Here is a 26,417-nt window from a genome sequence, read left to right as displayed (position 1 = left end):
CGATTCCCGATCAAGAGCGCGCGAAAACGCCCCCACCACCGGAGCAGCGGGGGCGTTCGGTCCGGCGCGTTACCGCACGTAGGGGCGGTTGTGCCCGATCTGGTGCACCGAGGTCGGGCGGTCCTCCAGCGCCCGTTCCACCGCGTCGAGCACGCCCGCGGCGATCTCGGCGTGGCTCAGCGGCCGCCCGGTCTGCTCCGAGATCGCGCCGAGGCGCACCTGCTGGGTGGGGTGGACCGCGAGCAGCGACTCCGCCTCGCCCGCCTTCACCGACGCGGCCTCCCGCACCTCCACCACCGGGGCCTCGGGGCGCAGCAACGGCTCCACCACCCCCATCACCGCCCGGCGGTAGGAGTCGTGCACCCAGGCCACCAGCAGGTCCGCCGGTCCGCCGAGCGCCTCCTCCGCCTTCTTCGCCAGTTCCCGTGGACGTTCCCATTGCGCTTCGACCCAGATGGCCCGGCCCAGCGTCGCGGTACCGCCCTGCGGCCGGTGCCCGCGCGCGCCCATCGACAGCCGGGCGGCGATACCCGGCTCGGGCGGGCGGCGGCCGATCGGGCTGTACCGCCTGCTCGGCAGGACCACCAGCCAGCCGTCACCGGTGAGGGATTCCGCGACGCCGGCCAGCATGCCGGTGCCACCGAGGATCAGCGCCTTTCTGAGCACCATGCCCGTCACGCTACTCGCGAGCGGAAGCCCCTGCCGTCCGGCGAAAGGCTTGTTTACCGCGGCGAAACGCGGTCAACCGTCCACACAGAGTCCCCAGTCCTTCGCTTCGTCGAATTCCCGTCGCTCGGTGAGGCTGAACCAGTTCCCGGAGTCGTCTCGGAATACACATTCCACTCCGTACGGTCGGTCAGCCGGTTCCTGCAGGAAGTTCACCCCGCGCGCGGAAAGCGTCTCGAAGGTCCCGCGGCAGTCGTCGGTGTCGAACACGCCCATGCCGAGCACGCCCTTGGCGATCAGTTCCCGCAACTGCTTCTCGGTTTCCGGGTCGTGCTGCGGCGGCCCCGGTTCCATCAGGGTGAACTCCAGCCCGGGCTGCCCCGGCAGGCCGACGGTCAGCCAGCGGAACCGGCCGTCCATCTTGACGTCCTGGCGCACCTCGAAACCGAGCTTCGCGGTGTAGAACTCCTTGGCCGATTCGTAGTCCAGCACGTAGATGCCGGCGTGCGACAAATTCTTGATCATTTCCTGCTCCCGTCCAGCGCTCTGGCCCGAACGCTAGTCGCGCCCGCCGCCGGATGGCTTATCCGGAAGTGATGTCCTTTCCGTCCTTTCCGGATTGGTTCCCCGCGACCGGCCTGGTCCACATCATCAGGTAGCAGCCGGGAATGGGCGGGGTGCCCCGCTGACGGGCCCGCGCGCGGTAGGCGGTCGGGCTTTCCCCGGTGATCTCGGTGAACCGGCGGCTGAACGTGCCGAGGCTGGAGTAGCCCACCAGCAGGCACACCTCGGTCACCGTCAGGTTCGCCGAGCGGAGGAGGTCCTGGGCGCGCTCGATCCGGCGGCGCGCCAGGTACGCGCCGGGCGTCTCGCCGAAGGCCGCGGCGAAGGTGCGGGTGAAGTGCTCGCGGGACCAGCCCGCCACCTTGGCGAGCTGGTCCACGTCGAGCGGTTCGGCGTAGTGCGCGTCGATCCGGTCCTTCGCCCGGCGAAGGTGCCCCAACGCATCGACGCGCCCGCTCATCGGCTAATGCGCCGCGTCGTTCCAGGAGCGGCCGTAGCCGACCGAGACCTCCAGCGGCACGGCCAGTTCGTAGGCCGCGCCCATCTCCTTGCGCACCAGTGCTTCCAGCTCGTCGTGCTCGCCGTCGGCCACTTCGAGCACCAGTTCGTCGTGGACCTGGAGCAGCACCCGGCTGCGCAGCTTCGCCTCGGTCAGGCCGCGGTGCACGTTGAGCATGGCGACCTTGATGATGTCGGCCGCGCTGCCCTGGATCGGCGCGTTGAGCGCCATCCGCTCGGCCATCTCGCGGCGCTGCCGGTTGTCGCTGTTCAGGTCGGGCAGGTAGCGGCGGCGGCCGAAGATGGTCTCGGTGTAGCCGACCTTGCCCGCCTCCACCACCACCGACTGCAGGTAGTCGCGCACCCCGCCGAACCCGGCGAAGTAGTCGTCCATCAGCCCGCGCGCCTCCTCGGTGGAGATCCGCAGCTGCGCCGAGAGCCCGTACGCCGACAGCCCGTAGGCCAGGCCGTAGTTCATCGCCTTGATCTTGGCCCGCTGCGCCCCGGTGACCTCGCCGGGCTCCACGCCGAACACCTTCGCCGCGGTGGCCGCGTGGAAGTCGAACCCGGACTGGAAGGACTCGATCAGCGCGGCGTCCTCGGACAGGTGCGCCATGATCCGCATCTCGATCTGGCTGTAGTCCGCGGTCATCAGGTCGGTGTAGCCCTCGCCGACCACGAAGGCGTCGCGGATGCGGCGGCCCTCCTCGGTGCGGATCGGGATGTTCTGCAGGTTCGGCTCGGTGGACGAGAGCCGCCCGGTGGCCGCGATGGTCTGGTACAGCGTGGTGTGGATGCGCCGGTCGTCCGCGATGGACTTGATCAGCCCCTCCACCGTGGTGCGCAGGCGGGTGGCGTCGCGGTGTTCGAGCAGGTGCTGCAGGAACGGGTGCTCGGTCTTCTCGAACAGCGTCTGCAGCGCGTCCGCGTCGGTGGTGTACCCGGTCTTGGTGCGCTTGGTCTTCGGCATCTGCAGCTCGTCGAACAGCACCACCTGCAGCTGCTTCGGCGAACCGAGGTTGATCTGCTTGCCGATCACCTCGTAGGCGGCGTCGGCGGCCTGGTGCACGCGGTTGGCGTAGTGCGCTTCGAGCTCGGTGAGCTGCTCGATGTCGACCGCGATGCCCGCCGCCTCCAGCTCGTTGATCACCTCGAACAGCGGCAGCTCGATCTCGTCGAGCAGCTTGGTGCCGTTCATCTTGCCGAGTTCCTCGTGCAGCGCGCCGGTCAGCTCGGCGATCGCGCGCGCCCGCACCAGCTCGGCCTGCACGATCTTGGCGTCGGCACCCTCGGCCCCGTCCAGCAGGGAGAGCTGCCCGTCGCCCTCGTCGGTCTCCGAGCGCAGCTCGCGGCTGAGGTAGCGCAGGGTGAGGTCGTCCAGCTCGAACGAGCGCTGACCGGGGCGGACCAGGTAGGCGGCCAGCTCGGTGTCGGTGCGCAGCCCGGCCAGTCGCCAGCCGCGGCCGAGCAGCCCGTGCACGGCCACCTTCAGCGCGTGCCCGCTCTTGCCCGCCTTCTCGTCGGCGAGCCAGGCGACCAGCGCCTTCTCGTCCGCCTCGTCCAGAGTGGACAGATCGAGGTAGGTGCCCTTCCCGTCCTCGGCGGCGAAGGCGATGGACAGCACGTCGGCGGCCACCGAGGCGCCGGTGGTGCGGAACGACAGCCCGGTCACCGTGCCGGCCGGCGCGTGCTCGGCCAGCCACCCGCCGATCTGCCCCGGCTCCAGCGCCGCGCCGGTGACCTCGAAGCCCTCGTCGGCCTCGGGCTCGGCGCTGGACAGCGTGGCGAACAGCCGGTCGCGCAGGACGCGGAACTCCAGCTCGTCGAACAGCCGGTGCACCGCGTCGCGGTCCCACGGCTTCAGCTCCAGCTCCGGCGGGGTGGCCTCCAGCGGCACCTCGCGGACCAGCTCGGTGAGCTGGCGGTTCAGCGCGACCGAGCTGAGGTGGGCGCGCAGCGCGTCCCCGGCCTTGCCCTTGACCTCGTCCACCCGGTCGATCAGGTCGTTCAGCGAGCCGAACTGCTGGATCCACTTGGTCGCGGTCTTCTCCCCCACGCCGGGGATGCCGGGCAGGTTGTCCGACGGGTCCCCGCGCAGCGCGGCGAAGTCCGGGTACTGCGACGGCGTGAGGCCGTACTTGTCCGAGACCGCGGCCGGGTCGAACCGCACCAGGTCCGAGACGCCCTTGCGCGGGTAGAGCACGGTGACCGCGTCGGTGACCAGCTGCAGCGCGTCGCGGTCGCCGGTGCAGATGAGCACCTGGTAGCCGAGCGCCTCCGACTGCGTGGTCAGCGTGGCGATGATGTCGTCGGCCTCGTAGTTCTCCTTGGTCAGGATCGGGATGCCCAGTACCCCGAGCACGTCCTTGACCAGGTCGACCTGCCCCTTGAAGTCGTCCGGGGTGGCCGAGCGGCCCGCCTTGTAGTCGGCGTAGGCCTCCGAGCGGAAGGTCTGACGCGAGAGGTCGAAGGCCACCGCGAGGTGGGTCGGCTGCTCGTCGCGCAGCAGGTTGATCAGCATCGAGGTGAACCCGAACACCGCGTTGGTGACCTGGCCGGTGGTGGTGCGGAACCGGTCGGCGGGTACCGCGAAGAAGGCGCGGTACGCCATCGAGTGCCCGTCGATGAGCAACAGGCGGGGTGTGTCGTTCGCTACTTGGGTGTTCTCGGCTGGGCTCACGGGAGCGAGTCTAGGGTGAGACCCCGACACTCTAAGGAGGCACGGGTGCCCGAGCAGGGGGCGGCGATCACCGCCGAGAAGTTCCAGATCGATCCGCGGTGGGCGCAGCAGCAGCTCAACGACAAGGTCGGCATGAAGCTGCTGGAAGTGACCAAGGAACGCGTGGTCGGCACGATCCCCGTCGAGGGCAATCTCCAGCCGTACGGCCTGCTGCATGGTGGCGCCAACGCGGTGCTCGCCGAGGCGCTGGGCTCCACCGTGGCCGCGGTCAACGCCGGGCCGGAGCGCGCCGCGGTCGGCCTCGAGCTGTCGTGCACGCACCACCGCGGGGTGCGCGAGGGCCTGGTCACCGGGGTGGCCGTCCCGCTGCACGTCGGCCGCAGCACGATCACCGTGGAGATCGTGCTGACCGACGACGCCGGCAAGCGGACCTGCACGGCGCGGCTGACCTGTGCCGTCCGGGAGCGCCCGCCGGGCTCCTGAACTGGGTAAGTTCCCTGGTCATGGACCTCGACCTGGGGCAGGTGCGCGCCTTCGTCGCGGTGGCGGAGCACCAGAACTTCACCCGTGCCGCGCAGAGCCTGTTCCTCACCCAGCAGGCGCTGTCCAGGCGCATCGGCAAGCTGGAGGACGCGCTGCCCGGCGCGTTGTTCCGCCGCACCAACCGCGGGGTCGAGCTGACCGACGCGGGCCGCCGGTTCCTGCCGCTGGCCCGCGAGCTGGTCAAGCTGAACGACGAGGCGGTCGTGGCGGCCACCGGGGAGCAGCCGCGCCTGCGGGTCGACGTGATCGACCACCGCCTCTCGCCGCTGTTCGTGCTGCGCCGGTGCTCGATGGCCGATCCGGAGCTGCGCGTCGAGCGCAGCACGCGGCAGGGGCTGGTGCACAGCTTCGAGCCGCTGCTGGCCGGTGAGCTGGACCTGGCCTTCGGCTGGGCCGGCGAACCGGGCCGCGAGCTGCCCGCCGGGCTCGCGCAGCGCCTGGTCCGGCTGGAACCGCTGGTCGCGCTGCTGCCCCCGGAGCACCCGCTCGCCGCGGGCGAGGCGGTCCGCGTCGAGGACCTGCGCGACGAGGGCGTCTGGCTGCCTTCGCTGGCCGGTCCCGGCGAATTCCGCACCTTCCTGCGCACCAGCTTCGGCGGCTGGTCGGTGCCGATCGACGATTCCGGGGTCAGCTTCGACCTGCGGCACACGCTGGAGCAGACGCGGTACGGCAGGCCGCGGGTGACGCTGGCCGGTGCCGACATGGAGCTGGCGTCGGACCTGAACCTGCGCCGCCTGCCGTTCGCGCCGTCGCCGCTCTACCCGTGGTCGGTGGTGTGGCGGCGCGGCGAGGAGTCACCGGCCCTGGTCCGGCTGCTCAAGCTGATGAGCCTGCTCAGCCGGAAGGAGGGCTGGTGCTCCTACGACCCGGACCGCGACTGGCTGCCCGAAGGCACGCTCACAGGCGGGCGCTGAACCACGCGGTCAGCTCGGCGTCGACGGTCGCCGCGTGCTCGTTCGGCGTGCCGTCCTCCTCGGCCAGCGCGTGCCCCATGCCCGGCACGGTGACCAGCTTCGAGGACCCGCCGAGCGCCCGGTGCAGCGCCGCCGAGGGCTCCCGGAACGCCACGTCGTCGGCGTCGCCGACCACCAGCAGCAGGTCCGCGCCGAGTTCGGCGGCCCGGTTCACGTAGTCGTAGTGGTCCGCGACCGCGCGCGAGCGGTCGGTCCACGGGTAGCTCATGCCGTAGAAGCGCTCGTTGCGGCCGACCGCCGGGGCCAGCTGCACCACCGGGCTGATCACCGCGGCCGCCGCGATCGGCACCTCGGCGCAGGCCAGCACCTCCAGCGCCACCGTCGACCCGGCCGAGCCACCGGCCACGCCGAGCGGGCCGTCCGCGATGGCGAACCGCTCGCGCAGTTCCGCGACCGCCGCCGGGAACTCGTCAGCGGCCTGCCCGGTGACCGGCTCCATCACGTTGAGCACGTAGTCTTCGCCCGCCAGCCGGAAGAACTCGTCGAAACCGCCTTCGGGCAGCCGGTCGCCCGACATCGGCAGTCCGAAGTAGACGCGCCAGGCGTCGAGCCCACGCATCGGCACCGCTTCGGCCATCGCCGCCTCCGAGGCGGGCGGCTCCATCAGGTGCCAGGTGACCACGAGCGGGGCCGGTCCGTCACCGGCCGGCGGCAGGGCGACGAACGGGACACCGGCAGCCACGCCCTGGACGGCGTTCGAGGTGGTCATCTCTGCGTTCTCCTTCGCTGTTTTCCTTGTTGTGTATAGGAAACAGCCTGCGGAGCCCGCACGTCCAACAGCTTTCCACACCCCAGCCACAACCACCGGTTGTACCTCCAATGCTATGAGTGGGGCATTACTTGCATTCAACGCAAGTAATGCCCCACTCATAGCAATCAGTCGGAGCGTCAGCCGACGCCGAGGTAGGCCTCCTTGACCGACGGGTCGGCCAGCAGCTCCTGGCCGGTGCCGGTCTTGGTGATCTGCCCGGTCTCCAGCACGTACGCCCGGTGCGCGCGCGAAAGCGCCTGCTGGGCGTTCTGCTCCACCAGCAGCACCGTGGTGCCCTGCTTGTTGATCTCGGTGATGATCCGGAAGATCTGCTGGATGAACTGCGGGGCCAGCCCCATCGAGGGCTCGTCCAGCAGCAGCAGCTTCGGCTTGGCCATCAGCGCGCGCCCGATCGCGAGCATCTGCTGCTCGCCACCGGACATCGTGCCGCCGGTCTGCGTCCGCCGCTCCGCCAGCCGCGGGAACAGCTCGAACACCCGGTCCAGGTCCGGCTGCAGGTTCTTCCGGTCCTTGCGGGCGTAGGCGCCCATGTCCAGGTTCTCCATCACCGTCATGCCGGGGAAGATCCCCCGGCCTTCCGGCGCCTGCGAGATGCCGCGGACCACCCGGAGGTCGGCCCGCAGCTTGGTGATGTCCTCACCGGCGAAGGAGATCGACCCGGCCGAGAGCGGCCGGATCCCGGAGATCGCGCGCATGGTGGTGGACTTGCCCGCGCCGTTCGCGCCGATGAGGGTGACGATCTCCCCCTCGGCCACGGTCAGCGTCAGCTCCGACACCGCCTTGATCCGTCCGTAGTGGACGGACACTCCGGAGAGCTCAAGCAACGTCATCGTCTGGCACCCCCAGATACGCCGCGATCACCGCGGGGTTGTCCCTGATCTCGGCGGGGCTGCCGTCCGCGATCTTCTTGCCGAACTCCAGCACCACGATCCGGTCGGTGACGCCCATGACCAGCTTCATGTCGTGCTCGATGAGCAGCACGGTGTAGCCGTCGTCGCGGATCTTCTTGATCAACCCCATGAGCTCTTCCTTCTCCTGGGGGTTGAACCCGGCGGCGGGCTCGTCGAGGCACAGCAGCTTCGGCTCGGTGGCCAGCGCCCTGGCGATCTCCAGGCGGCGCTGGTAGCCGTAGGGCAGGTTCCTCGCCTTGTCCGCGGCGCGGTCGGCGATGCCGACGAACTCCAGCAGCGCCATCGCCCGCTCGACCGCGGCCTTCTCCTCCTTGAAGTGGCGGGGAAGGCGCAGCAGCGCGCCGAGCACGCTGGTGCGGTGCCGGGCGTCGGTGCCGACGACCACGTTCTCCAGCGCGGTCATCTCGCCGAAGAGCCGGATGTTCTGGAAGGTCCTGGCGATCCCGAGCTGGGTGATGCCGTGCTTGGAGACCTTGCCCAGCGGCTTGTCCTCCAGCAGCACCTGGCCCGAGGTCGGCCGGTAGACCCCCGTCATCGCGTTGAAGCAGGTGGTCTTGCCCGCGCCGTTCGGCCCGATCAGCCCGAGGATCTCCCCGCGCTTGATGTTGAACGACACACCGTCCAGCGCGACCAGGCCGCCGAAGCGCACGGTCAGCTCGCGCAGTTCGAGCAGGGTCTCACCGACCTCGACGGCGATCTCGCGGTCCGGGGCGACGACCTCGGCGACCTCCGCGTCGTGCGCGGCCCGCTCCTCCGCCGTCATGTGCTCCAGCTCGGCGACGATGCCGCCCTCGGCGACCACCTCCGGGCCGGTGTCCCCGTTCCGGGGGCTGTCCGAGGGGTTCTCCGGTGTGGTCATCAGCGCGCCCCTCCGTTCTTCTCGACCACCAGCGCGGTGTCGCTGGAGACCTGCTCACCCTTGCCCAGCAGGCGTTGGTAAGCGAGTCTGCCGTAGGTCAGCAGGCGCTGGCGCGCGCCGAGCAGGCCCTGCGGGCGGAAGATCATCAGCACGATCAGCGCCAGGCCGAAGATCAGGAACTTGTACTCGGCGATCACCAGGAAGCGCAGCGGCACGTAGGCGACCACCACCGCGCCGAGGATGACGCCGACCTTGTTGCCCGATCCGCCGAGGATCACCGCGGCCAGGAACAGCATCGAGGTGACCACGTCGAACTTCTGGTTGTTCACGAAGCCGATCTGCCCGGCGTAGAGCGCGCCGGAGAGCCCGCCGATGGCCGCGCCGATGACGAACGCCCAGATCTTGAACTTGAACGTGTTCACGCCCATGATCGACGCCGCGTCCTCGTCGTCGCGGATGGCGATCCAGGCGCGGCCGACGCGGCTGCGCTCCAGGTTCCCGACCAGGAACAGCACCAGGATGATCACCGTGACGGTGAGCCAGTACCACGGTGTGCCGTCGGTGTTGTTGAACAACGCGGAACCGTCGTCGTTGGTGCCCGGCGGGTGCCCGACGCCCTGGAAGCCCGACTGCCCGCGCAGCGGGTCGACGTTGTCCGCGATCAGGCGGACGATCTCGCCGAAGCCGAGCGTCACGATGGCCAGGTAGTCACCGCGTAGTCGCAGTGTCGGTGTACCGAGGATGACCCCGAAGACCATGGTGATCGCCATCGCCAGCGGGATGACCGCGAGGAACGGCAGCTTCTGCAGCGGCGAGTCCGGGCTGGTGAACAGCGCGGCCACGTAGGCACCGATGGCGAAGAAGCCGATGTAGCCGAGGTCGAGCAGGCCGGCCTGGCCGACCACCACGTTCAGGCCGATGGCGACCAGCGCGTAGCGGGCCACCTCGAACATGGCGATCTGGAAGTCGAACCCGGGTTCGGTGGAGATGATCGGCGGGTTCAGCACCGGCAGCGCGTAGATCAGCGCCACCACCGGGATCAGCACGAGCCACTGCTGCGGCCGCGAGAGGTTGCTCCACCACTCGCCCAACGAGCGGCGGCTTGCGGTGTTTGGCGTCGTCATACCCGTGCCTTCCCGAGAGACTCACCGAGGATGCCGGTGGGACGGAACATCAGGATCAGCACCAGCAGCACGAACGCGACCACGTCGCGCCACTCGCCGCCGAACAGGGATTGCCCGTAGTTCTCGGCGAGCCCGAGCAGCAGGCCGCCGAGCAGCGCGCCACGCAGGTTGCCGATGCCGCCGAGCACGGCGGCGGTGAACGCCTTGATCCCGAGCAGGAAGCCGCCCTGGTAGGACGCCCCCTGGGGGTTCTTCATCATGTACAGCAGCGCGGCGGCACCGGCGAGCAGGCCGCCGATGAGGAACGTGATCACGATGACCCGCTCCTTGTTCACGCCCATCAGCGTCGCGGTGTCCGGGTCCTGCGCGACCGCGCGGATACCGCGGCCGAGGCGGCTGCGGTTCACGAACATGTCGATGCCGACCATCATCACGATCGAGGCCAGCACGATGATGATGGTGATGTTGGTGACGCTGGCGCCGAAGAGCTCGAAGACCTCCTGCGGGCGCAGCAGCCGGATCGCCTGCTCGGCGTTGCCGCCGCGCCAGATGAAGATCAGCTGCTGGAGCACGAAGGAGGCGCCGATCGCGGTGATCAGGAAGACCAGCCGCGGCGCGCCCTTCTTCCGCAGTGGCCGGTAGGCGACTCTTTCCAGTGCCACCGCCGTACCGCCGGAGACCACCATCGCGGCGACCAGTGCCAGTAGGAGGAAGCCGATCAGCTCCATCACCGGCAGGTCGGGCGTGGCGCCGGGGCGGAAGCCGAGGGCGTAGAAGACGAACCAGGTGGCGTAGGCGCCGTAGATGAACACTTCAGAGTGCGCGAAGTTGATCAGCTTCAACACCCCGTAGACCAGGGTGTAGCCGAGCGCGACCAGGGCGTAGATGCTGCCCTGGGAGAGGCCTTCGACGGTGCTGGTCCAGAACTGGTCGCCCAGCGCCCCGAGGTCGAACTTGATCCAGCTGTCCTCCTGCGCGAGGAACAGCGGTAGTGCGTGGTTTATGGACACACTCGTTCTCCATGTGGTTCCGGGGTGTGCTCGCGACGGGATCGAACCGTCGCGCGCACACCCCGGTTACAAAATCGATTTGCCGAGAGCGGCTCTGCTACTTGATCTCGGTGTTCCGGACGATCTTCCCGTTCTCGACCTTGTAGGTCCACACGGTGGTGGCGGCCAGCTCGCCGGTCGCGTCCCACTTGAACTTCTTGGTCAGGCCCTGGCCGTCGTAGTTCTTGACGTAGTCGAGCAGCCCGGCGCGGTCGGTCTTGCCGGAGTCGATGCCCTTCATCAGGATCGTGGCGAGGTCGTAGCCCTCCGGCGCGTAGGTGCCCGGGTCCTTGCCCGAGAGCGCCTTGAACGCGTTGCTGAACTCGGTGAACTGGTCCGCGGGCACGCACGGGCAGGTGAAGTACGCGCTGGCGGCGGCGTCACCGGCGCCCTTGACGAACTCGTCGTCCTTCACGCCGTCCGGCGCGACGAACTTGGCGGTCACGCCGGCGTCGTTGAGCTGCTGCGCGAACGGCGCGGCCTCGCGGTAGTAACCGGCGTAGAAGACGGCCTGCGGGTCGGCGCCCTTGACCGCGTTCACCGTGGCGGCGAAGTCGATCTGCTTCGACTTGACCTTCTCGTTGCAGGCGACCTTGCTGCCCAGCGCGCCCTTGATGGCGTTGGCCAGGCCGATGCCGTACTCGGAGTCGTCCTCGACGACGCAGACCTTCTCGGCCTTGAGCTCACCGGTGATGAAGGTGGCGGCGGCCGGGCCCTGCGTGTTGTCGTTGCCCAGGCCGCGGAAGAAGGTCTTCCAGCCGTTCTGGGACAGGCCGGGGCCGGTGGCCGACGGGGTGATGGAGACCAGGCCCGCGTCGTTGAAGATGTTGCCGGCGGCCTTCGACTCACCGGAGAACGGCAGGCCGATGACGCCGAGGATCTGCGGGGTGTTCACCATCTGGGTGACGATGCCCGGCGCCTTGTCCGGGGTGCCCTCGGTCTCGAACTCCTTGAGCTCGATCTTGCAGCCCGGGTTGGCTTCGTTGTGGCGGTTCACCGCGACCTTGACGCCGTTGAGGATGTTCTGGCCGAGCGCGGCGTTCTCACCGTTGATGGTTCCGGCGTACGCGATGGCGGTGCCGGCGGCGCAGGTGGCCTTGCCGTCGCCCTTGGGGTCGGCCGCGTCGGCGGCCTGGGCGGGAGCGGTGGCCTGCGGGGCCGTGGGGGTGTCCCCGGTGGACCCGCCGTCGGTACGCGCCGAACACGCGCCCAGGGCCAGCGATGCGGTCGCTGCCAGCACCAAAACCCGCGTGAGTCGTGCTCTTGACACTCGTTCCTCCAAATGCCGACGAACCACCGGAACGGCCGTTCGTCCTGGACCTGACTGGGCGCTGAACCTAGTCGTCCCTCGCCGCGTTGCACAGCGTCACGAAGCTGGTTGTTTCCACATCGTGACGGTGGTCACCGGTGTTAACGGAGGCTTTATACCCGATCATCGGGTTGCAACGAACGAGTGGTAACCACAAGTGACAATTTAGCCAGTAATCCAGTGGGGTCGGCGCTCAGCCGATCCCCCGAACGACGGCTTCCGCCACGGCCTTCATCGTGGTGCGGCGGTCCATCGCGGTCCGCTGGATCCAGCGGAAGGCGTCCGGCTCGGACAGTCCCTGTTCACTCATCAGGAGGCCTTTGGCCCGATCGATCACCTTGCGTGTTTCCAGCCGGTCGGTCAGCCCGGCCACCTCGGACTCCAGCGCCTGCAGTTCGGCGAACCGGCTGACGGCCAGTTCGATGGCCGGCACGAGGTCCCGTTTGGCGAAGGGCTTGACCAGGTAGGCCATGGTGCCGGCGTCGCGGGCCCGCTCGACCAGGTCCCGCTGGCTGAAGGCGGTCAGGATGACCACCGGCGCGACCCGGTCGCCGGTGATCTTGGAGGCCGCTTCGATGCCGTCCAGCTTGGGCATCTTCACGTCGAGGATGACCAGGTCGGGCTTGAGTTCGGTGGCGAGCTTGATGGCCTCTTCGCCGTCGCCGGCCTGGCCGACCACCTCGTATCCCTCTTCGCGGAGCATCTCGACCAGGTCGAGGCGGATCAGGGCCTCGTCCTCGGCGACGAGCACTCGACGCTGTGGGGCGGTGGCGACGCCGTTGGCCTCGGCAGCCGGTTCGGTCACCGGTGTCCTCCTGCGAGCTCGAAGGGGTGGAAGGTGCGGCTTGCCGCGGGTTCCGAGCGTACCGTCAGCGGAACCGATTGAGAGATGGCGTTCACCACGTGTGCGACCAGGTCACGCAGGTTTAACATGATTCAGCGCACAGTGGGTTTTCACCCCATCGGCCCCACTGGTAACCCTGTTGCGCTGGGCTCGGCCCCATCCCGTAAAGTCTGGCGGCGCCGCCCCCGTAGCCCAATCGGCAGAGGCAGCGGACTCAAAATCCGTCCAGTGTGCGTTCGAGTCGCACCGGGGGCACCACGCCTGACCTGGCGTTACAACTGAAGACTGATCGACGTTGTTGATCATTGGATGCGGCCGTGGGTGCGAGTACACTCACGGCCATGAGTCGTGCTGTGGAGGGCCGCTCACGGGGGCGGATCGAGGAACGTGGGAGCAGCCTGCGCGTAGTCGTCTACGCAGGCACCGACCCGGTCACCGGCAAGCGCTCCTACCTGCGGGAGAAGGTCGACGGCACGGATAAAGCGGCCCAGAAGCGCGCCGAGAAGGTCTTGAACCGCCTGCTCACCCAGGCCGACGAGCAGCGGGCGCCCAGTTCGTCAGTGACTCTGTCCTATGCCCTGGACGAGTGGATGCGCCTGACGGAGATGCAGGACAGCACCCGCAAGACCTACGAGGGCTACATCAAGCGGACCATCAAGCCAGCCCTCGGCGAGCAGCCCGCCAAGAAGGTCACCGCTCGCACCCTCGAAAGCTTCTACAACGAACTACGCCGCTGCCGCGCGCGATGCGACGGCAAGCCGTTCATCGAGAAGCACAAGTCTCTTGAGGCAGACCACGACTGCCAGGCCGCGGAATGCCGGGCGCATAAGTGCCGCCCCATGGCCGCGTCCACGGTCCGCCAAATTCACGCCATCCTGAGCGGCACATTCGGCGCCGCGAAGCGCTGGGGCTGGCTCAACGAGAACCCAGCCCTCATCGCCCGGCGCCCCAAGCAGAAGGCTCCGGAGCCGGACCCACCCACCGCCGCCGAGGCAGCACGCCTGGTCGAAGCCGCCTTCAAGATGGACGCCGACTGGGGCACCCTCGTCTGGCTAGCCATGACGACAGGCGTCCGGCGCGGCGAGTTGGTCGGCCTACGTTTCTCCCGCGTCGACCTGGACGCCGAGGTCATCGACCTGCGGTTCAACTGGGTCGGTGGCAAGGAGAAGGACACCAAGACCCACCAGAACCGCCGCATCGCCCTGGACTCCGAGACCGTCACCCTGCTCCGGGAGCACCGGAAGCGCGTCGAACAGCGCCTCAAGAAGCTGGGCACCAAGTTCCACGAAGACCTCTTCGTCTTCTCGGGCAGCAAGACGCCGGACCACTCCGAGCCCTACTCCCCCAACGCCGTCACGCAGCGATACAAGGACATGGCCACCCGCCTCGGCATCAAGACTCACCTACACGCCCTGCGCCACTTCAGCGCCACCGAACTGCTGTCCGCCGGAATCGACCTGCGAACCGTCGCAGGCCGCCTCGGCCACGGCGGCGGCGGTGCTACGACGCTGCGCGTCTACGCCGCATGGGTCGCTGCCTCGGACCGTAAGGCCGCCGAGATCCTCGGTTCCCGCATGCCGAAGCCCCAAAGAAAACCATAGCGTGTCGAGCTTCCTCGAACTCCTGTTCGCCGTATTCTGGCTCTATGCACGAAGCGAAACGCAAGCATGACAAGATCAAAAAGGGTAAGTCGACCGCCCGAAGACAAGAGTCCGACAGGCCAACTACCTCAAAGTCCGCTGAAGACAGCAAGGATGCGATCACACTCGGCGACGCCAAGAACCCGACTGAGGACATGGTCAACCTCAGAGGACTGTTCGCCACCTACAACGGCAACCTCCACTGAAGTCCAAAAAGGAACACCCGAGTTAGCAGGTCGGGAATGACCACGTATGGCGATTCCGGTGCCAGCGGCTCGACGCGGGGCGCGCTGCATTCGACTGCGACCGGTCCGCTGACCTCCACACACGTCGAGGGTGACAAGTCGTAGCGGGAGTTGTCCCGTACCGCCGGCACCGGGTTTCCGACGGCGTCGATTTTGCGTCATTGCGAGTTCGGCGATCTCGTCGACGGCCGCGGCGCTCCGGACGTAAACATGCCGCAAGGAACCACCCCAGGGAAATCAACAGGTCAGGCCCGGCTCGCACCCCCGGCACCCGGCGTCCGGACCACGGATGGCTACGATGCCGTGCAGGTGTGCCGGGAAGTCTGGTCGGCGGCAGCAAAGTCGCACCCAGCGGAGGGCCACCTTGAGCACCGACCACCCCAACGGCGCGTAAGCCCATGGAAACGATCATCGTGCTCGCCGCCACGCTGGTGTTACTCGGCTTCGCCCTGCTCCCCCAGCGGCTGCCCCGGTTGTTCGCGGTGCTGGGCTGGTGCCTGATCTGGTGGGACGCCACCCTGGCGCTCACCTGGCACGACTTGACCGGCGCCGTCGTCGTCACGCTCGCACTGGCACTCACGCGCCGACGACTCCGCTAAGCCTCGACACCAAAGTCCACAATGGACTAGGCAAATCCGAGCGCGGCCGTTGTTGCGCCGGCACCGACGCGCGGCCTAGAGTTAGGGCAGTCGTACAGGACGATCGCCCAGGAGGTATTCGCCGATGACTTCTCCCGCGGCGGAACGAGGCCAAGAGGTGCGCGAGCGGCTACTGGCAGCCGCGGTCGAGCTCATTCCCGAGCGCGGCTGGCCGGCGGTGAGCACGCGAGTGCTGGCCGAACGCGCCGGAGTGACCCCGAGCGTCGTGCACTACCACTTCTCCTCGATGCCCGCGCTACTGAACGAGGCGGCAATCGGCCGAATGCGCGAAGTACTGTCCGAAATGGACAATGCATTCGACGCCGCGGCCGACCCGGCAGCGGCGATCGAGGAGATCCTCGCGTCCCTGGACCAGTACTCCGGAAATGATCGGACGTCGCTGCTGTTCATCGAGGCGTATCTGGCGGCGACGAGGGACGAGGAGCTCCGCGAGCGGATTGCCGGGGTGGCCGGGGAGTTCCGGCAGCGGTTCGGCCAGTGGCTGAGCGAACGCGGAGTACCCGCGGCCGAGGAGACCGCGGCCGTGCTGATGGCCTCGGTCGACGGACTGCTCCTGCACCGCGGCCTGGGCTCGGTCCCGCGTACCGCGGAGGTGGCGGCCGTGCTGCGCCGGCTCACCGCCGATGCGAAGGAGCCGGGATGAAGACGGTGATCTGCGGCGCCGGGATCGCTGGGCTCACCCTGGCGGCGCGGCTGTCGGACCTCGGCGGCGACGTCGTGCTTCTCGAACGCGCGCCGTCCCCTCGGACGCACGGGTACATGATCGATTTCTTCGGCCCCGGCTACGACGCGGCCAGATCGATTGGCCTGCTGCCCGCACTCGAAGACATCGCACACCCGATCACAGAGGCGTGGTTCGTCGACGCGCGCGGGCGGCGCCGCGCCACCGTGCGCCCCACCTTGTTCGCTCACGGCCCGCTACTGAGTCTCATGCGGCCCGACCTCGAACGCGTGCTGCGGGACCAGCTGCTGGACACGGCCGATCAGCGCTTCGGCGTCAGCCCTGTCGCGGTCGCCGAGCGCGGAGACCGCGTGCTGGTCACTCTGGACAACGGCACGGAACTGGAGGCCGATCTCCTGGTGGGCGCCGACGGCATTCATTCGGCCATCCGGCGGCTGGTGTTCGGGGACGAATCTCAGTTCTTCCGCTACCTCGGCTTTCACACCGCCGCCTACACCTTCGACTCCCCCGCGATCAGTACCGCGGTCGCCGGACGAGCGTGCCTGACCGACACCATCGACAGCCAGATGGGCTTCTACGCCCTGCCGGCCGGCCGCGTCGCCACATTCGGCATACACCGGACTCCGGATCCGACGCTGCCGGACGACGTCCGCGCCGCGGTGCTCGACGCCTACGCCGATTTGGGCTGGCTGGTACCTGACGCGCTCGATCGGTGCCCGCCATCCGCCGAGCTGTACTACGACCAGGTCGCTCAGATCGAGATGCCGCGCTGGAGCAACGGGAACGTCGTGCTGGTCGGCGACGCGTGCCACGCCGTCTCCCTGCTGGCCGGGCAAGGTGCGTCGCTGGGCGTGGCAGGTGCCTATCTGCTCGCCGACCAGTTGGCCAGGCGGCCAATCAGCCAGGCGGTGCTGGAATACGAGCGGCTCTGGCGCCCGGTGGCCGAGGAGAAGCAGAAGACCGGCCGCGCCGCCGCACGCTGGTTCCTGCCGGGCTCGGCGTGGCAGCTCCCGTTGCGCCGTGCGGCCTTGCGAACAACGCACGTGCCGGTGCTCAACCGCCTGATAGCGGCGAGCGTAGCCGGGAAACCCACCCCGCTCATCCGAAACCTCCCTGCTGCCAACAAAAAGTGAGGATGCCTTGGCACTGTTCGACAGCTTGCCGACCGGGTTGCTGCGAATCGCGTTCCGCGGCCCTGTCTGGCTTTACCGGATGCGCCTGGGCTCGCTGCTCGGACGCCGGTTCGTCTACGTGGCCCACCGCGGTCGCAGCAGCGGACTACGACGCGAAACCGTTGTGGAAGTGGTCGGCCTCGATGACACCGAAGTGTTCGTGGTATCCGGTTACGGCGAACGGGCCGACTGGTACCGCAACCTGCAGGCCGCACCCGCTTTGGAGATCCGGCTCGCGGGCCACCGCTACCAGCGGCCCGCGCAGCGGTTCCTCACCCGTGAGCAGACCGTGGAACTGCTCTCCAGCTACCGTCGGCGGCACCCGCGCACCTGGCGCCGCCTGGCTTCCGCATTCAGCCTGCCCGCCGAACCCACCACCGGCCAGCTCGACAACGCCGCAGAACGCCTTCGCTCCGTCGCGTTCACCCTCGATTCCGTGAGGTCGCCGCAGGGTGCGTGAACGTCGCCTCGGAACGAACAGGGTGACAGCGATGCTCCCCAGGGGCCGCGCGGGCGCGGCGTTGTAACGTTGTGGCGCGCGGTTGAGACCACAGCTGAGCGTTATCGACACGGCGACCGGCCGGGTCGGGGCTCATCCCGATGTGGAGGCTGCGCATGCCCGAAGACATCGACCCAAGCTGTGGAGACAGTCTGCCGCTGGCGGCGTTCTCGTTGGAGCCGCTGGACGACAAGTGCGTCGTCGTGGTGGTCGGCGGTGAACTCGATATTTCGAACACCGGGGAACTCGGCGATCTGCTCAGCCAGGCCCAAGCGCTCAGCCCCCAGGTACTGGTGGTGGACCTTACCGCTGTCAGCTTCTGCTCCTCGACCAGCCTGGGCGTGCTGATCAACGCCAGCGCCGCGGCCAAGACAGCCGGGACGCGCTTCGGGCTCGTGGCACCCCATCGCCCGGTCCAGCGCCCGATCGAGGTGTTGAACCTCGGCCCTTACCTGCCAGTCCACAACTCCGTCAACGCCGCTCGCCGTTCGTTGTCGTGAGCGGGGGGGTGGCCGCCCGTGGTCTGGACGACCACCCCCTGCGACCGGTGTCGAAGCCCCGGGACTCCCCCAGCCGTCTACGTCGTGTACCCGGCGGCGGAGCCCTTTACACCATTCGCCCCATCGGACGGCCCGAACCGTCCAGCGTGGCAAGCTCACCACGGTCCAGGGGACGGAACGGAGGATTCCATGGCCGATTCAGTGATCGCGGTGGCCCAGGATCTGGCCGAGATCGGCAGGCTGGTCGACGACGCCGATCTCGACACCGCGCTGTCCCGCTACATCGACCGCGTGGTGGCCACCGTGCCCGGCTGCGACCACGCCGCGATTACGGTGCGCACCACGCACGGACCCGAGCCGGTGAGCACCAACCTGCCCGCCGCGGTCACCGAGAACAGCCACCGCCCCACCGTCGCTGTCGGGCCGATCGGCGAGGTACTGGCCCACCGCGAACCCCGCTACCTCACCGACACCCGCACCGACGAGCGCTGGCCCGCCTACTCCGCCTTGCTGCGACGAGCGGGACTGCGCAGCTGCCTGGCCCTGCCCCTCCCCGCCCAGCGCGCGCAGAGCGCCGCGTTCAGCCTCTACTCCCGCACACCCAACCAGTTCGGCACGGTCAGCCACGACCTCATCCTGATGTTCACCCTCCACGCGGGCACGACCTTCGACAACGTCACCACCTACCACGACTGCCGCTCACTGATCGGCCAACTGGAAACCGCGCTGGACAACCGCACCACCATCGGCCGCGCCCAAGGCCTGCTCATGCGCCACCACGACATCACCACCGACGACTCGTTCACCCTGCTCCGCATCATCTCCCAGCGGCACAACACCAAGGTGCGCGACATCGCCGCCCAACTGGTCACCGCCCAGGACAACGGAAAACTCGAACCGGTGCTGGACGCGCTGACCGCCGACCTGTCCGGTCGCTGAACCGTCACCCGGGATGGCCGGTGCCCCCGGCGTTGAGCGGCCCTCCCAGGCGACACGATCATGTTGCCGCTCCGGCGTCCCGGATCACCAGAGCAGAGGGCGTCGATCCCAGCCGGGAACCAGCAGGAAAGCGGCGCGGCACGGCCAGAGCCTGTCCCCGGAACCCAGCTTGAACCTCGGGGACCCGGGTTCGAACCGCACTAGCGTACTTATTTCCGAGGCTTCAAAACCCACCCATTCGGGCCTCCGAGATGCCGAGAACAGGCACCCGAGCCACCGGCACCGGCATGCTGGCCAGGTCCTCTTAGCTGCACCGCAGCATCTGGCCGCCCTCTCCGAAGGCCGTCATCGCGGTCACCTGGTTGCGCAGCAGCACGCCGAACGCTGCGCCGAGGATCGTGCAAATCGCCATCAATGCCGCCATCCTGAGCAGGAACTCCATCACCGCGGGCGTTGGCAGTCCGAGACTGATACCTCGCGCAGCGGCGGCCAGTGCTGTCCCGGAACCGTCGACGGTAACCGTGATCAGACCGTAAGTCAGCCCGCCATCGCGTTGACGCCGAGCACTGTCCAGCGCCTGAGTGCGCCACACCGCACTCGGCCGCGTCAGCGGCCATCGGCGAACCCGGCCTACGAGAGAGCGAGGCGGAACCAATCTCCGGTGGTGTTCGACGGTTTGCCGGATGTAGAGCTGCGCCCCGACCTGCTTGTAGGTCAGGCCTTCCACGACGAGTTCGGCGACCTGCCGTTCGCGGCGGCTGAGTTCCACCTCCGGGGTGATCACCGAAGTGGTGCCTGCCGCGTCCTCGCGGCCGCGGCCCTGGAACTGGCGGGCCGTTTCCAGCAGCCGGGTCATCGCCTGGCGGTCGCTGGTGCGGATCGCCGCCTGGCCGGCCAGCCGCGCGGCGTCCCAGACGAAACCCAGGTCCCGCAAGCCGGACGCGGCCGCGGTGCCCTTCGTCATCGGCGCCATCGCCGGGCTGGTGGTGATGTACCTGCGGCGGTCCATGATGGAATCCGAGCAGTTCGAAGCCGAACAGGCCCGCCGGGCGACGGCACCGGCCCGGCCGCGGCTGCTCGCCGTGCTCGGTCTCGGCATCGGCGGCACCGTCGCCTTCTACACCTTCACCGCCTACCTGCAGAAGTACATGGTGCTCACCGCGGGCATGCCCAAACCGACCGTCGCCCTGATCAGCTTCGTCGCCCTGTTCCTCTTCATGCTGCCACCCGTCGCCGGAGCCCTGTCCGACCGCTGGGGCCGCCGGCCGATCATGTTCGGCTTCTCCATCGGCGGCATGGTCATCACCGTTTCGCTGATGACCATCCTCGGCAAGACCGGCAACCCCTGGATCGCCTTCCTCCTGATGCTCACCGCACTGGCCGTGCTCACCGGCTACACCGCGCTGTCCGCGATCATCAAGGCCGAAATGTTCCCGACCAGCGTGCGCGCCCTCGGCGTCGGCCTGCCCCACGCACTGGTCACCGCGACCTTCGGCGGACTGTCCGAACCGATCGCGCTCTGGTTCAAACAAGGGGGCAACGAGAGCGGCTTCTACTGGTGGGTCACCGGCTGCATCGCGCTCACCTTCCTCGCCACGCTCTTCGTCCGCGAACCCGCCCGGAAGTCCACTTTGGACCCACAGCACACAGCTGATGTGGACAACCACGCCGAACACGTTCACGCTGTGCGAGAAGGAGCCTGATGACCACGCTCGGCTCCCTCCCGGTGTTCCTGCCGGGCCGCTGTCACGCCGGAGCGAACTCGCGGGCCACCTGCGGTAGAGCCGCGCGCACGCTGCCGTTGTGGTCGACCGCGCCGACGTCGGTCAGCTGCTGCTGGGCTCCCTTCGCCACGAGTTGCGCTTGGCAGTACTCAGCATGGGTGAACGCGACATCCCGGTCACCGGCGGCGTGGAACAGGTGCACGGGCACTTCGGGCTGCCAGTCGCAGGTGGTGTCCAGCGGCCGCAGCCGGTCCGCCAGCACCCCGGCCGGCTCCCGCACCCGTGCCAGGAACTGCTCGGTGAACAGGTCCTTCGCCACCGGCGGCAGTGCCTTCGCGATCTCCTGCGTCTGGTGGTCACCGTCGAAGAGGGTCTCCACGTTGGCCGCGTACGGCTCGCGGAACGCTTCCGACGGCGAGTCGTAGAGCCCGTACATGCGGTCCCACGCGGTGCTGAAGTACGCCAGGTAGAGAGCTGCCTTGTCGATCTTGTCCGACGCGGCGTCCGCCTCGAACCGGCTCAGGTGGAACGGCCCGGCGATCGGCGCGAGCCCGCCCAGCGAGAACGCCGGATCAGCACCGTCCTGCAGCGCGCGGCCGAACAGCATGGTGGCCGGGCCGCCCTGGGAGAAACCGCTGACCCGCACGCGTTCGTCAAAGGTTCTGCCCTGGCCGCCGGCAACCTCCTTGGCCGCCCGCAGCCCGTCCAGCGCGGCGGAGACGGTGGCTTCGGGGTGCCCGTATGGATGGGTGCCGGGACCTTCGCCGAGCCCGAGGTAGTCCGGTGCCGACACGGCCTGCCCGGTGGCGGCGAACAGCAGTGCCGCCACCCGGTCGGTGGATTCGTCCTTGACCGACGCGACGTCGCCTCGGTAGACGGTGGTGCCGTGCAACCAGGACACCACGCCCAGGTCGCTCCGGTCGTTCTTGGGGAAGGCGACCAGCTGGCTGGCCGTGGTCGGCTCGCCGGTGGTGCCGACGGTGCGGTAGACCACGCGCTGGGCGGTCACGCCGAACCTGACCGGCGACGCGTCGATCCCGATCGCCCGCAGGCGATCGGCGACTTCGGCCTGGGCAAGATCGGCCACCGGCACAACAGAGACCACGCTGCCGCGTCCCGGCTCGGACCGCTGCTCCGGTTCGGCAGTGCCACAAGCCGCGGAGAGACTGGCGACGGCGACCAAGCCGGCCACGAACTTCTTGAGGTGCTTGCTTTTCACGTGATCATCTTTGGCTCCGGCCGCCCATGGCGGCCAGCAGGCGCTCCCCCGGATCGGACCTGGGGACAGCCCTACCCCGCAAGTGGAATATTGGGTTGTTCCCGGAGCGCCTGGCGTACACCATGGCCGACGGTGGTGACCTGCTCCGCCACTTCGCCGCCCGCGGCAACCGGCGCATGAGCCACCGCGCGCACCGGCCTCAGCCGTTCTTTCCGGTGATCGTGGTGCGCGCCAGGTCCACGGTCCGCTGGTTGAGGTCGCGCTGGTGCTCACCGGCCGGCAGGTGCTCGGTGTTCCACCGCAGTTGCCGGTAACCGAGGTGCTGGGCCACCGCGGGCAAGGACAACAGCTCGATCACGAAGACCAGCGCAGCGGAGATGCCCAGCACGACCAGCGCGACTGTCAGTGCAGTAGCGGAACCGGACGCGGCCAGACCGGCGGCGAACGGCACCGCCATCCCGGCGGACCGCTGGGAGCCGCGGGTGAGCGTAGTTCGGGAGTTGGCGTTGCTCGAAGCCATGATGTCCTCCGCAGTCGAGGGAACGTTGCGGATGCCTGGGAATCGAGACCGCGCTTACTCCCCCTCTCATCCGGAAAAACTTTGAGACTTTCTGTTCGGCCTGTTCAGGAGGGGTGACATGGTGGAGGTGTCCAGTGGCGGGCAGCCGTCGGACGTGCGGGAGCCACCGGATGCGGAACTGGTCCGGCGGTTCCTGGCGACCAGCTCACCGACCGAACGCCAAGCCATCTTCTTCGCCATCTACCAGCGTCATGAAGCGTTGGTGCTCGGCGAGTGCGCGAGCAGGCTGCGCGAACCGCACTCCGCCCGCGACGCCGCCGCGCAGACATTCCTGATCGCTTTCCAGAGCCTGGGCCAGGTCCGGGAAAGCCTCGCGGGCTGGCTCCGGACGGTCGCCAAGAACATCTGCCTCAAGGAGTTGGAGCGGCAACGAAGAATCACCGCGTCTCCCGAGTTCGAGGGCGAGGACGAACCCGGCGCCTACGAACAGGGCAGCAAAGCCCGCCGGGCTCAGGTCGACCGCTTGCTCGACGCGGTGGTCGCCACGATGACCGAACGCCAGCAGAACCTCTTCCACCTGTCCTTCCGGGAAGGGTTGCGCGGCACGGCACTCGGCGAGCGCCTCGGCGTGTCACCGGCGCAGGCCAGCCGGCTCAGCAGCGAGCTGGTCCCACTGCTCAACGACGGGTTCGGCGCGCTCATCCTGGCCCAGGAAGGCCGACCGCACTGCGCGCGCCTGGCGCAGATCCTCGACGAAGCCGACTGGAGCGGGGAGAATTTCACCAAGCAACTCCGCGAGCGGATCGCCCGTCATTTCAACAACTGCGAAATCTGCGACGACTGCACCACCTGCCAGCACCAACGCCGACGCCTCACCGGCACCTACGCGCCGGTCCTGATCCCCATCCTGATCGCCCCCGAGGTGCGCGACCTCGTCGAAAACCTCGCCATCGCACCGGCCGCACACGCCAGCGAGCCCGCCGACCGCCCCCCACCCGGCCGCAGCAGCCGTCCCCGGCCACGGGCACGGCGGGCTCTTCAGGCCACCGCCGCCCTCGCGGTCATCGCCCTGATCACCCTCGTTGTGGTGCTCACCCGCCCCAACGCGCCAGCGCCCGTCGCGGCACCACCTACCACCACGTTCCGCCCGATCGCCTTCACCACACTGTCCGGCGCGCAACTACTCCGCGCCCCCGACGCCGAGCCCGAAACCCTCATCCCCGACGACCCCTTCTACGTCGCCGGTGACGTCGTGTTCTCCTCGGACGGTAACCAGGCGGCATGGTGGATCAACCATGCCGAAAGCGGCGACGTCGTACTGCGAGACCTGAGGACCGGAACCCAGCACAGCTGGCCCTGCACCGGGTGCGAGAGCGCATTCCTCGGCACAGAACTGATCGGCACCAGCAAGACCGACACCGGACTGGTGAGCTACCCCGCCGACGGCGGACCACCCACGCCCCTGATCATCAGCGGGCTGCCCACCCGTCCCGCGGACACCGTCGACGAAAGCCCGCACCTGACGATGCTCACCGCCCGCGCGGAGAGCGGCACCACCGTCTACGCCATCACCCGGGAAGGCGACGTCAGTGGCGAGCTGCGCTACACCGTCCACCGGATCAACGAAGACCGCACCGCGACCGCCGTTCTCGACACCGCGGACAGCATCACCGCCCTCGCTCTGAGCCCGGACGGCAGCCGTCTCGCACACATCGCCCGCCACCACGAACCACCCACCTACGCCGAAACCCAAGTCCTCACCCTGATCGACACCCGAACCGGCACCACACTGGCCCGCACCGCACTGGAACCCTCCTGGGCCATCGGCGACCTCACCATCGCCCCGGACGGCACGGCGACCGCCGTCGCCATCGCCCAACCCAGTCCTGGACAAGAACCGAGCTCAACAGCCTCCGCCCGCACGTACCGCTCCAGCGACAGGTCCTGGACGTTCGAAGACAACGCTCGCCCGTTCCTCACCGACGTCGGCGGCGGCTGGCAGACCAGCTTGACCTACACCGCCACCACAACGAACTCCACCATCGCCGCCGGCACGCTCACCCTCTCCAACGGCACCACCACCCGCACGGTCGCCGAGAACGTCACACGACTCCACCCCTCATAAGCCAACGGTTGCACTGGCCTAAACCGCGGTCCGAGGCGTACACGGGTCGGTGTGGACTCGGCGCACCGAGCACGGAACAGTTCGCCGCGCGCGGCCTCCTTGATCTCCCTGCCCGGACCAGTGCGCCCGGCAGTCGTCCGCGCCGGTCGGCGGCCAGTCTGGCGATCGCTCATGAGCGGTACCCGGTGCTGCGCACACTCACTTTTGTCCGCAGGTTTCCCAGCCGTTCCCGGCGGAAGATCGTGCCGACCAGCGCCGTGGCGGTGACTCCGCCGCCGTGGTCAGCCGACCCTGGGGATGAAGCGGAGCCCGGTGTGGAGGCCCCGCGGTCGGCCAGGTGCCGCGGGGAGGTCTGCGAGGAGACTGGTCCGGCCGTAGAAGCCGGTGGTGTGCCGTGAGCCGACGCCCTTGGGCAGGAACAGGCCGGGGGCCACCGCTGTGTAGGTGTCCGTCGACGAACTGGGCGATCCGTAGGCAGCCAGGATGCGATCCAGGTCCTCGTCGGCGGTGTAGGGCGGGGTGGTCGTCCGAACGATCAGCTCACCGTCGTGGCAGCTGGTGCGCACGGACCGGTGGAACGCCGCGTACTCGCCGGCCATCTCCGGGTCTGCCGACGCCGAAGCCGGAGTGAACGGTGGAGTGGCCTGGCGCCCGGTGAGGTGCTCGATCACGGTGGTATGCAGCGTGTCGTTGAGCAACGTGTTGGGTCCGCTGACGAAGCTGACAACAACCGCGTTGTGCTCCGGGACGATGCAGAAGCTCGACGTCCCCCCAGGAGACCCGCCGCCGTGCCAGGCAGCGGTCGTTCCGGCGATCGGGGCCAGCCACCAGCCGAGCCCCATCGGCGGTGTCTGAGGCAGTCCGAGGTCGACGCCCTTGGCCTGCATCTCCGCCACCAGTTGCTCCGACAGCACCCGCCGGCCATCGGGGGCCAGGCCACCGGCAAGATGCGTGCGGCCGAAGGCGATCATGTCGCCGACGGTCACGATCGGAGTCGCACCGGCTCCGCCTGCGGACTCCGGCAGGCTGAACAGCGTCGTTGCCCGCAGTTTTCCCGGCTCGTCGGTGGCAAACGCGCCGATCGCGGTGGGCCGCAGGAACGCCTGGGTCTGCACCGCGGTGGCGTCGGTCATGCCGCACAAGTCGAAGAGTTCGGCCTGAATCGCCCGCTCGTACGGCAGCCCGGTGCAACGCTCGATGATCCGTGCGGCGAGAACGAACCCGGGATTGGAGTAGTGCACACCGGCACCGGGCTCGAAGACGCAGCCGAAGTCCGCCAGCTGGGAGATGTACGAGCGCGTCGCGTCCCGCCCTCGTACCGACGCGGGCATCAGGTCGTCGGCGTCGATGCCGTTGGTGTGGTTGACCAGCATCCGCACGGTGATGGCATCGGCCGCGTCCGCCTCGGCGAGGGTGAACTCGGGGAGGTAGCGGCGCGCGGGCGCGTCCAGGTCGACCGCGCCGGCGTCCACCAGGCGCAGCAGGACCGTCGCGGTCAGCACCTTGGTGACCGAGCCGAGCAGCCAGCCGGTGTCCGTCAAGAACTCCTGGCCCGTGTTGAGGTTCGCACAGCCGTGGGCGAGAGAGAACTGATCGCCGCCCACCGCGACACCGATCACCGCCCCGGCGACACCTGTCGCGGGCGACTGGGCATCGAGGATGCCGGCGATCCGGTCACGCAGGGAATTCAGAGCAGTCAC

26 protein-coding genes, 1 tRNA gene and 1 pseudogene are annotated in these 26,417 nt (G+C 68.7%); 13 read left to right on the top strand and 15 right to left on the bottom strand.

What is annotated here, in order from left to right:
• Window positions 1-69: 69 nt before the first annotated feature.
• From JYK18_RS27090 to polA, 4 genes are all read right to left on the bottom strand, one after another.
• A complete protein-coding gene (locus tag JYK18_RS27090; RefSeq protein WP_242582123.1) occupies window positions 70-669 on the bottom strand; it encodes a hypothetical protein in 600 nt (199 codons plus the stop codon).
• A 72-nt stretch (window positions 670-741) separates the two neighbouring features.
• Window positions 742-1,191 carry a VOC family protein gene (locus JYK18_RS27085; protein WP_206806292.1) on the bottom strand — a complete coding sequence of 150 codons (450 nt, stop codon included), beginning with the start codon at window positions 1,189-1,191 and terminating at the stop codon, window positions 742-744.
• 58 nt (window positions 1,192-1,249) lie between these two features.
• On the bottom strand, window positions 1,250-1,690 hold the full coding sequence (locus tag JYK18_RS27080; RefSeq protein ID WP_206806291.1) for a helix-turn-helix domain-containing protein: 441 nt from the start codon (window positions 1,688-1,690) through the stop codon (window positions 1,250-1,252).
• Window positions 1,691-1,693: 3 nt separating this feature from the next.
• A complete protein-coding gene (gene polA / locus JYK18_RS27075; protein WP_206806290.1) occupies window positions 1,694-4,408 on the bottom strand; it encodes a DNA polymerase I in 2,715 nt (904 codons plus the stop codon).
• A 45-nt stretch (window positions 4,409-4,453) separates the two neighbouring features.
• Here polA and JYK18_RS27070 point away from each other — a divergent pair, with 45 nt between their 5' ends.
• Together JYK18_RS27070 and JYK18_RS27065 are read left to right on the top strand one after the other, a co-directional pair.
• A complete protein-coding gene (locus tag JYK18_RS27070; protein WP_228004128.1) occupies window positions 4,454-4,891 on the top strand; it encodes a PaaI family thioesterase in 438 nt (145 codons plus the stop codon).
• 20 nt (window positions 4,892-4,911) lie between these two features.
• Window positions 4,912-5,865, top strand: coding sequence for a LysR family transcriptional regulator (locus tag JYK18_RS27065; protein ID WP_206806289.1), 954 nt, complete (start codon window positions 4,912-4,914; stop codon window positions 5,863-5,865).
• Here the strand turns inward: JYK18_RS27065 and JYK18_RS27060 are convergent.
• The 7 genes from JYK18_RS27060 to JYK18_RS27030 all read right to left on the bottom strand — a co-directional run bounded on the left by JYK18_RS27060 (window position 5,849) and on the right by JYK18_RS27030 (window position 12,754).
• Window positions 5,849-6,634 carry a S9 family peptidase gene (locus JYK18_RS27060; protein WP_206806288.1) on the bottom strand — a complete coding sequence of 262 codons (786 nt, stop codon included), beginning with the start codon at window positions 6,632-6,634 and terminating at the stop codon, window positions 5,849-5,851. The genes JYK18_RS27065 and JYK18_RS27060 overlap by 17 nt on opposite strands.
• A gap of 179 nt (window positions 6,635-6,813) precedes the next feature.
• Window positions 6,814-7,527 carry an ABC transporter ATP-binding protein gene (locus JYK18_RS27055; RefSeq protein WP_206806287.1) on the bottom strand — a complete coding sequence of 238 codons (714 nt, stop codon included), beginning with the start codon at window positions 7,525-7,527 and terminating at the stop codon, window positions 6,814-6,816.
• The gene (locus JYK18_RS27050; RefSeq protein ID WP_206806286.1) at window positions 7,514-8,467 is read right to left on the bottom strand and encodes an ABC transporter ATP-binding protein; all 954 of its coding nucleotides are present in this window, start codon (window positions 8,465-8,467) and stop codon (window positions 7,514-7,516) included. Before JYK18_RS27050 ends, JYK18_RS27055 begins: the two co-directional genes overlap by 14 nt.
• Window positions 8,467-9,591: a branched-chain amino acid ABC transporter permease gene (locus tag JYK18_RS27045; RefSeq protein ID WP_206806285.1), complete on the bottom strand. Its 1,125-nt coding sequence runs from the start codon at window positions 9,589-9,591 to the stop codon at window positions 8,467-8,469. Before JYK18_RS27045 ends, JYK18_RS27050 begins: the two co-directional genes overlap by 1 nt.
• Window positions 9,588-10,601 carry a branched-chain amino acid ABC transporter permease gene (locus JYK18_RS27040; RefSeq protein ID WP_374195067.1) on the bottom strand — a complete coding sequence of 338 codons (1,014 nt, stop codon included), beginning with the start codon at window positions 10,599-10,601 and terminating at the stop codon, window positions 9,588-9,590. Before JYK18_RS27040 ends, JYK18_RS27045 begins: the two co-directional genes overlap by 4 nt.
• Before the next feature lie 97 nt (window positions 10,602-10,698).
• Entirely contained in the window at window positions 10,699-11,880 is a 1,182-nt protein-coding gene (locus JYK18_RS27035; RefSeq protein WP_206806284.1) for a branched-chain amino acid ABC transporter substrate-binding protein, read from the bottom strand.
• 262 nt (window positions 11,881-12,142) lie between these two features.
• Complete coding sequence (locus JYK18_RS27030; RefSeq protein WP_113692905.1) at window positions 12,143-12,754, bottom strand: ANTAR domain-containing response regulator; 612 nt, start codon at window positions 12,752-12,754, stop codon at window positions 12,143-12,145.
• Window positions 12,755-12,974: 220 nt separating this feature from the next.
• Between JYK18_RS27030 and JYK18_RS27025 the strand changes: the two genes are divergently transcribed.
• From JYK18_RS27025 to JYK18_RS26985, 9 genes are all read left to right on the top strand, one after another.
• A tRNA-Leu gene (locus JYK18_RS27025) sits at window positions 12,975-13,051 on the top strand.
• Between the two features lie 83 nt (window positions 13,052-13,134).
• Window positions 13,135-14,394, top strand: a complete 1,260-nt coding sequence (locus JYK18_RS27020; RefSeq protein WP_206806283.1) for a site-specific integrase — start codon at window positions 13,135-13,137, stop codon at window positions 14,392-14,394.
• 44 nt (window positions 14,395-14,438) lie between these two features.
• Window positions 14,439-14,639 carry a hypothetical protein gene (locus tag JYK18_RS27015; RefSeq protein WP_206806282.1) on the top strand — a complete coding sequence of 67 codons (201 nt, stop codon included), beginning with the start codon at window positions 14,439-14,441 and terminating at the stop codon, window positions 14,637-14,639.
• 437 nt (window positions 14,640-15,076) lie between these two features.
• Window positions 15,077-15,277 carry a hypothetical protein gene (locus JYK18_RS27010; protein ID WP_206806281.1) on the top strand — a complete coding sequence of 67 codons (201 nt, stop codon included), beginning with the start codon at window positions 15,077-15,079 and terminating at the stop codon, window positions 15,275-15,277.
• A gap of 124 nt (window positions 15,278-15,401) precedes the next feature.
• Window positions 15,402-15,980: a TetR/AcrR family transcriptional regulator gene (locus JYK18_RS27005; RefSeq protein WP_206806280.1), complete on the top strand. Its 579-nt coding sequence runs from the start codon at window positions 15,402-15,404 to the stop codon at window positions 15,978-15,980.
• Window positions 15,977-17,152, top strand: coding sequence for an FAD-dependent monooxygenase (locus JYK18_RS27000; protein WP_206806279.1), 1,176 nt, complete (start codon window positions 15,977-15,979; stop codon window positions 17,150-17,152). The genes JYK18_RS27005 and JYK18_RS27000 overlap by 4 nt, the downstream gene beginning before the upstream one ends.
• A 7-nt stretch (window positions 17,153-17,159) precedes the next feature.
• Window positions 17,160-17,651 carry a nitroreductase family deazaflavin-dependent oxidoreductase gene (locus JYK18_RS26995; RefSeq protein ID WP_206806278.1) on the top strand — a complete coding sequence of 164 codons (492 nt, stop codon included), beginning with the start codon at window positions 17,160-17,162 and terminating at the stop codon, window positions 17,649-17,651.
• Window positions 17,652-17,806: 155 nt separating this feature from the next.
• Window positions 17,807-18,190 carry an STAS domain-containing protein gene (locus tag JYK18_RS26990; RefSeq protein WP_206806277.1) on the top strand — a complete coding sequence of 128 codons (384 nt, stop codon included), beginning with the start codon at window positions 17,807-17,809 and terminating at the stop codon, window positions 18,188-18,190.
• A 189-nt stretch (window positions 18,191-18,379) separates the two neighbouring features.
• Window positions 18,380-19,129, top strand: coding sequence for a GAF and ANTAR domain-containing protein (locus tag JYK18_RS26985; protein ID WP_206806276.1), 750 nt, complete (start codon window positions 18,380-18,382; stop codon window positions 19,127-19,129).
• A gap of 304 nt (window positions 19,130-19,433) precedes the next feature.
• Here the strand turns inward: JYK18_RS26985 and JYK18_RS48325 are convergent, their stop codons facing one another.
• Entirely contained in the window at window positions 19,434-19,985 is a 552-nt protein-coding gene (locus JYK18_RS48325; protein WP_374195087.1) for a LuxR C-terminal-related transcriptional regulator, read from the bottom strand.
• Window positions 19,986-20,079: 94 nt separating this feature from the next.
• Between JYK18_RS48325 and JYK18_RS26980 the strand changes: the two are divergent.
• Window positions 20,080-20,832: pseudogene (locus JYK18_RS26980) on the top strand (MFS transporter); the annotation flags it as partial.
• 43 nt (window positions 20,833-20,875) lie between these two features.
• Here JYK18_RS26980 and JYK18_RS26975 read toward each other — a convergent pair.
• Both JYK18_RS26975 and JYK18_RS26970 read right to left on the bottom strand, forming a co-directional pair.
• Entirely contained in the window at window positions 20,876-22,072 is a 1,197-nt protein-coding gene (locus tag JYK18_RS26975; RefSeq protein ID WP_206806275.1) for a lipase family protein, read from the bottom strand.
• A 199-nt stretch (window positions 22,073-22,271) separates the two neighbouring features.
• The gene (locus tag JYK18_RS26970; RefSeq protein WP_206806274.1) at window positions 22,272-22,592 is read right to left on the bottom strand and encodes a hypothetical protein; all 321 of its coding nucleotides are present in this window, start codon (window positions 22,590-22,592) and stop codon (window positions 22,272-22,274) included.
• 118 nt (window positions 22,593-22,710) lie between these two features.
• Between JYK18_RS26970 and JYK18_RS26965 the strand changes: the two genes are divergently transcribed.
• Window positions 22,711-24,717, top strand: a complete 2,007-nt coding sequence (locus JYK18_RS26965) for an RNA polymerase sigma factor (RefSeq protein ID WP_277992304.1) — start codon at window positions 22,711-22,713, stop codon at window positions 24,715-24,717.
• Between the two features lie 281 nt (window positions 24,718-24,998).
• On the opposite strand, the gene JYK18_RS26960 is transcribed toward JYK18_RS26965, so the two are convergent.
• The gene (locus tag JYK18_RS26960) at window positions 24,999-26,417 is read right to left on the bottom strand and encodes a serine hydrolase (RefSeq protein WP_206806272.1); all 1,419 of its coding nucleotides are present in this window, start codon (window positions 26,415-26,417) and stop codon (window positions 24,999-25,001) included.

This window comes from Amycolatopsis sp. 195334CR (assembly GCF_017309385.1).
In the GTDB taxonomy this organism is placed as follows: domain Bacteria; phylum Actinomycetota; class Actinomycetes; order Mycobacteriales; family Pseudonocardiaceae; genus Amycolatopsis.
Note: the sequence above shows the minus strand (reverse complement) of the source record. Positions and strands in the feature narration are given on the sequence as shown.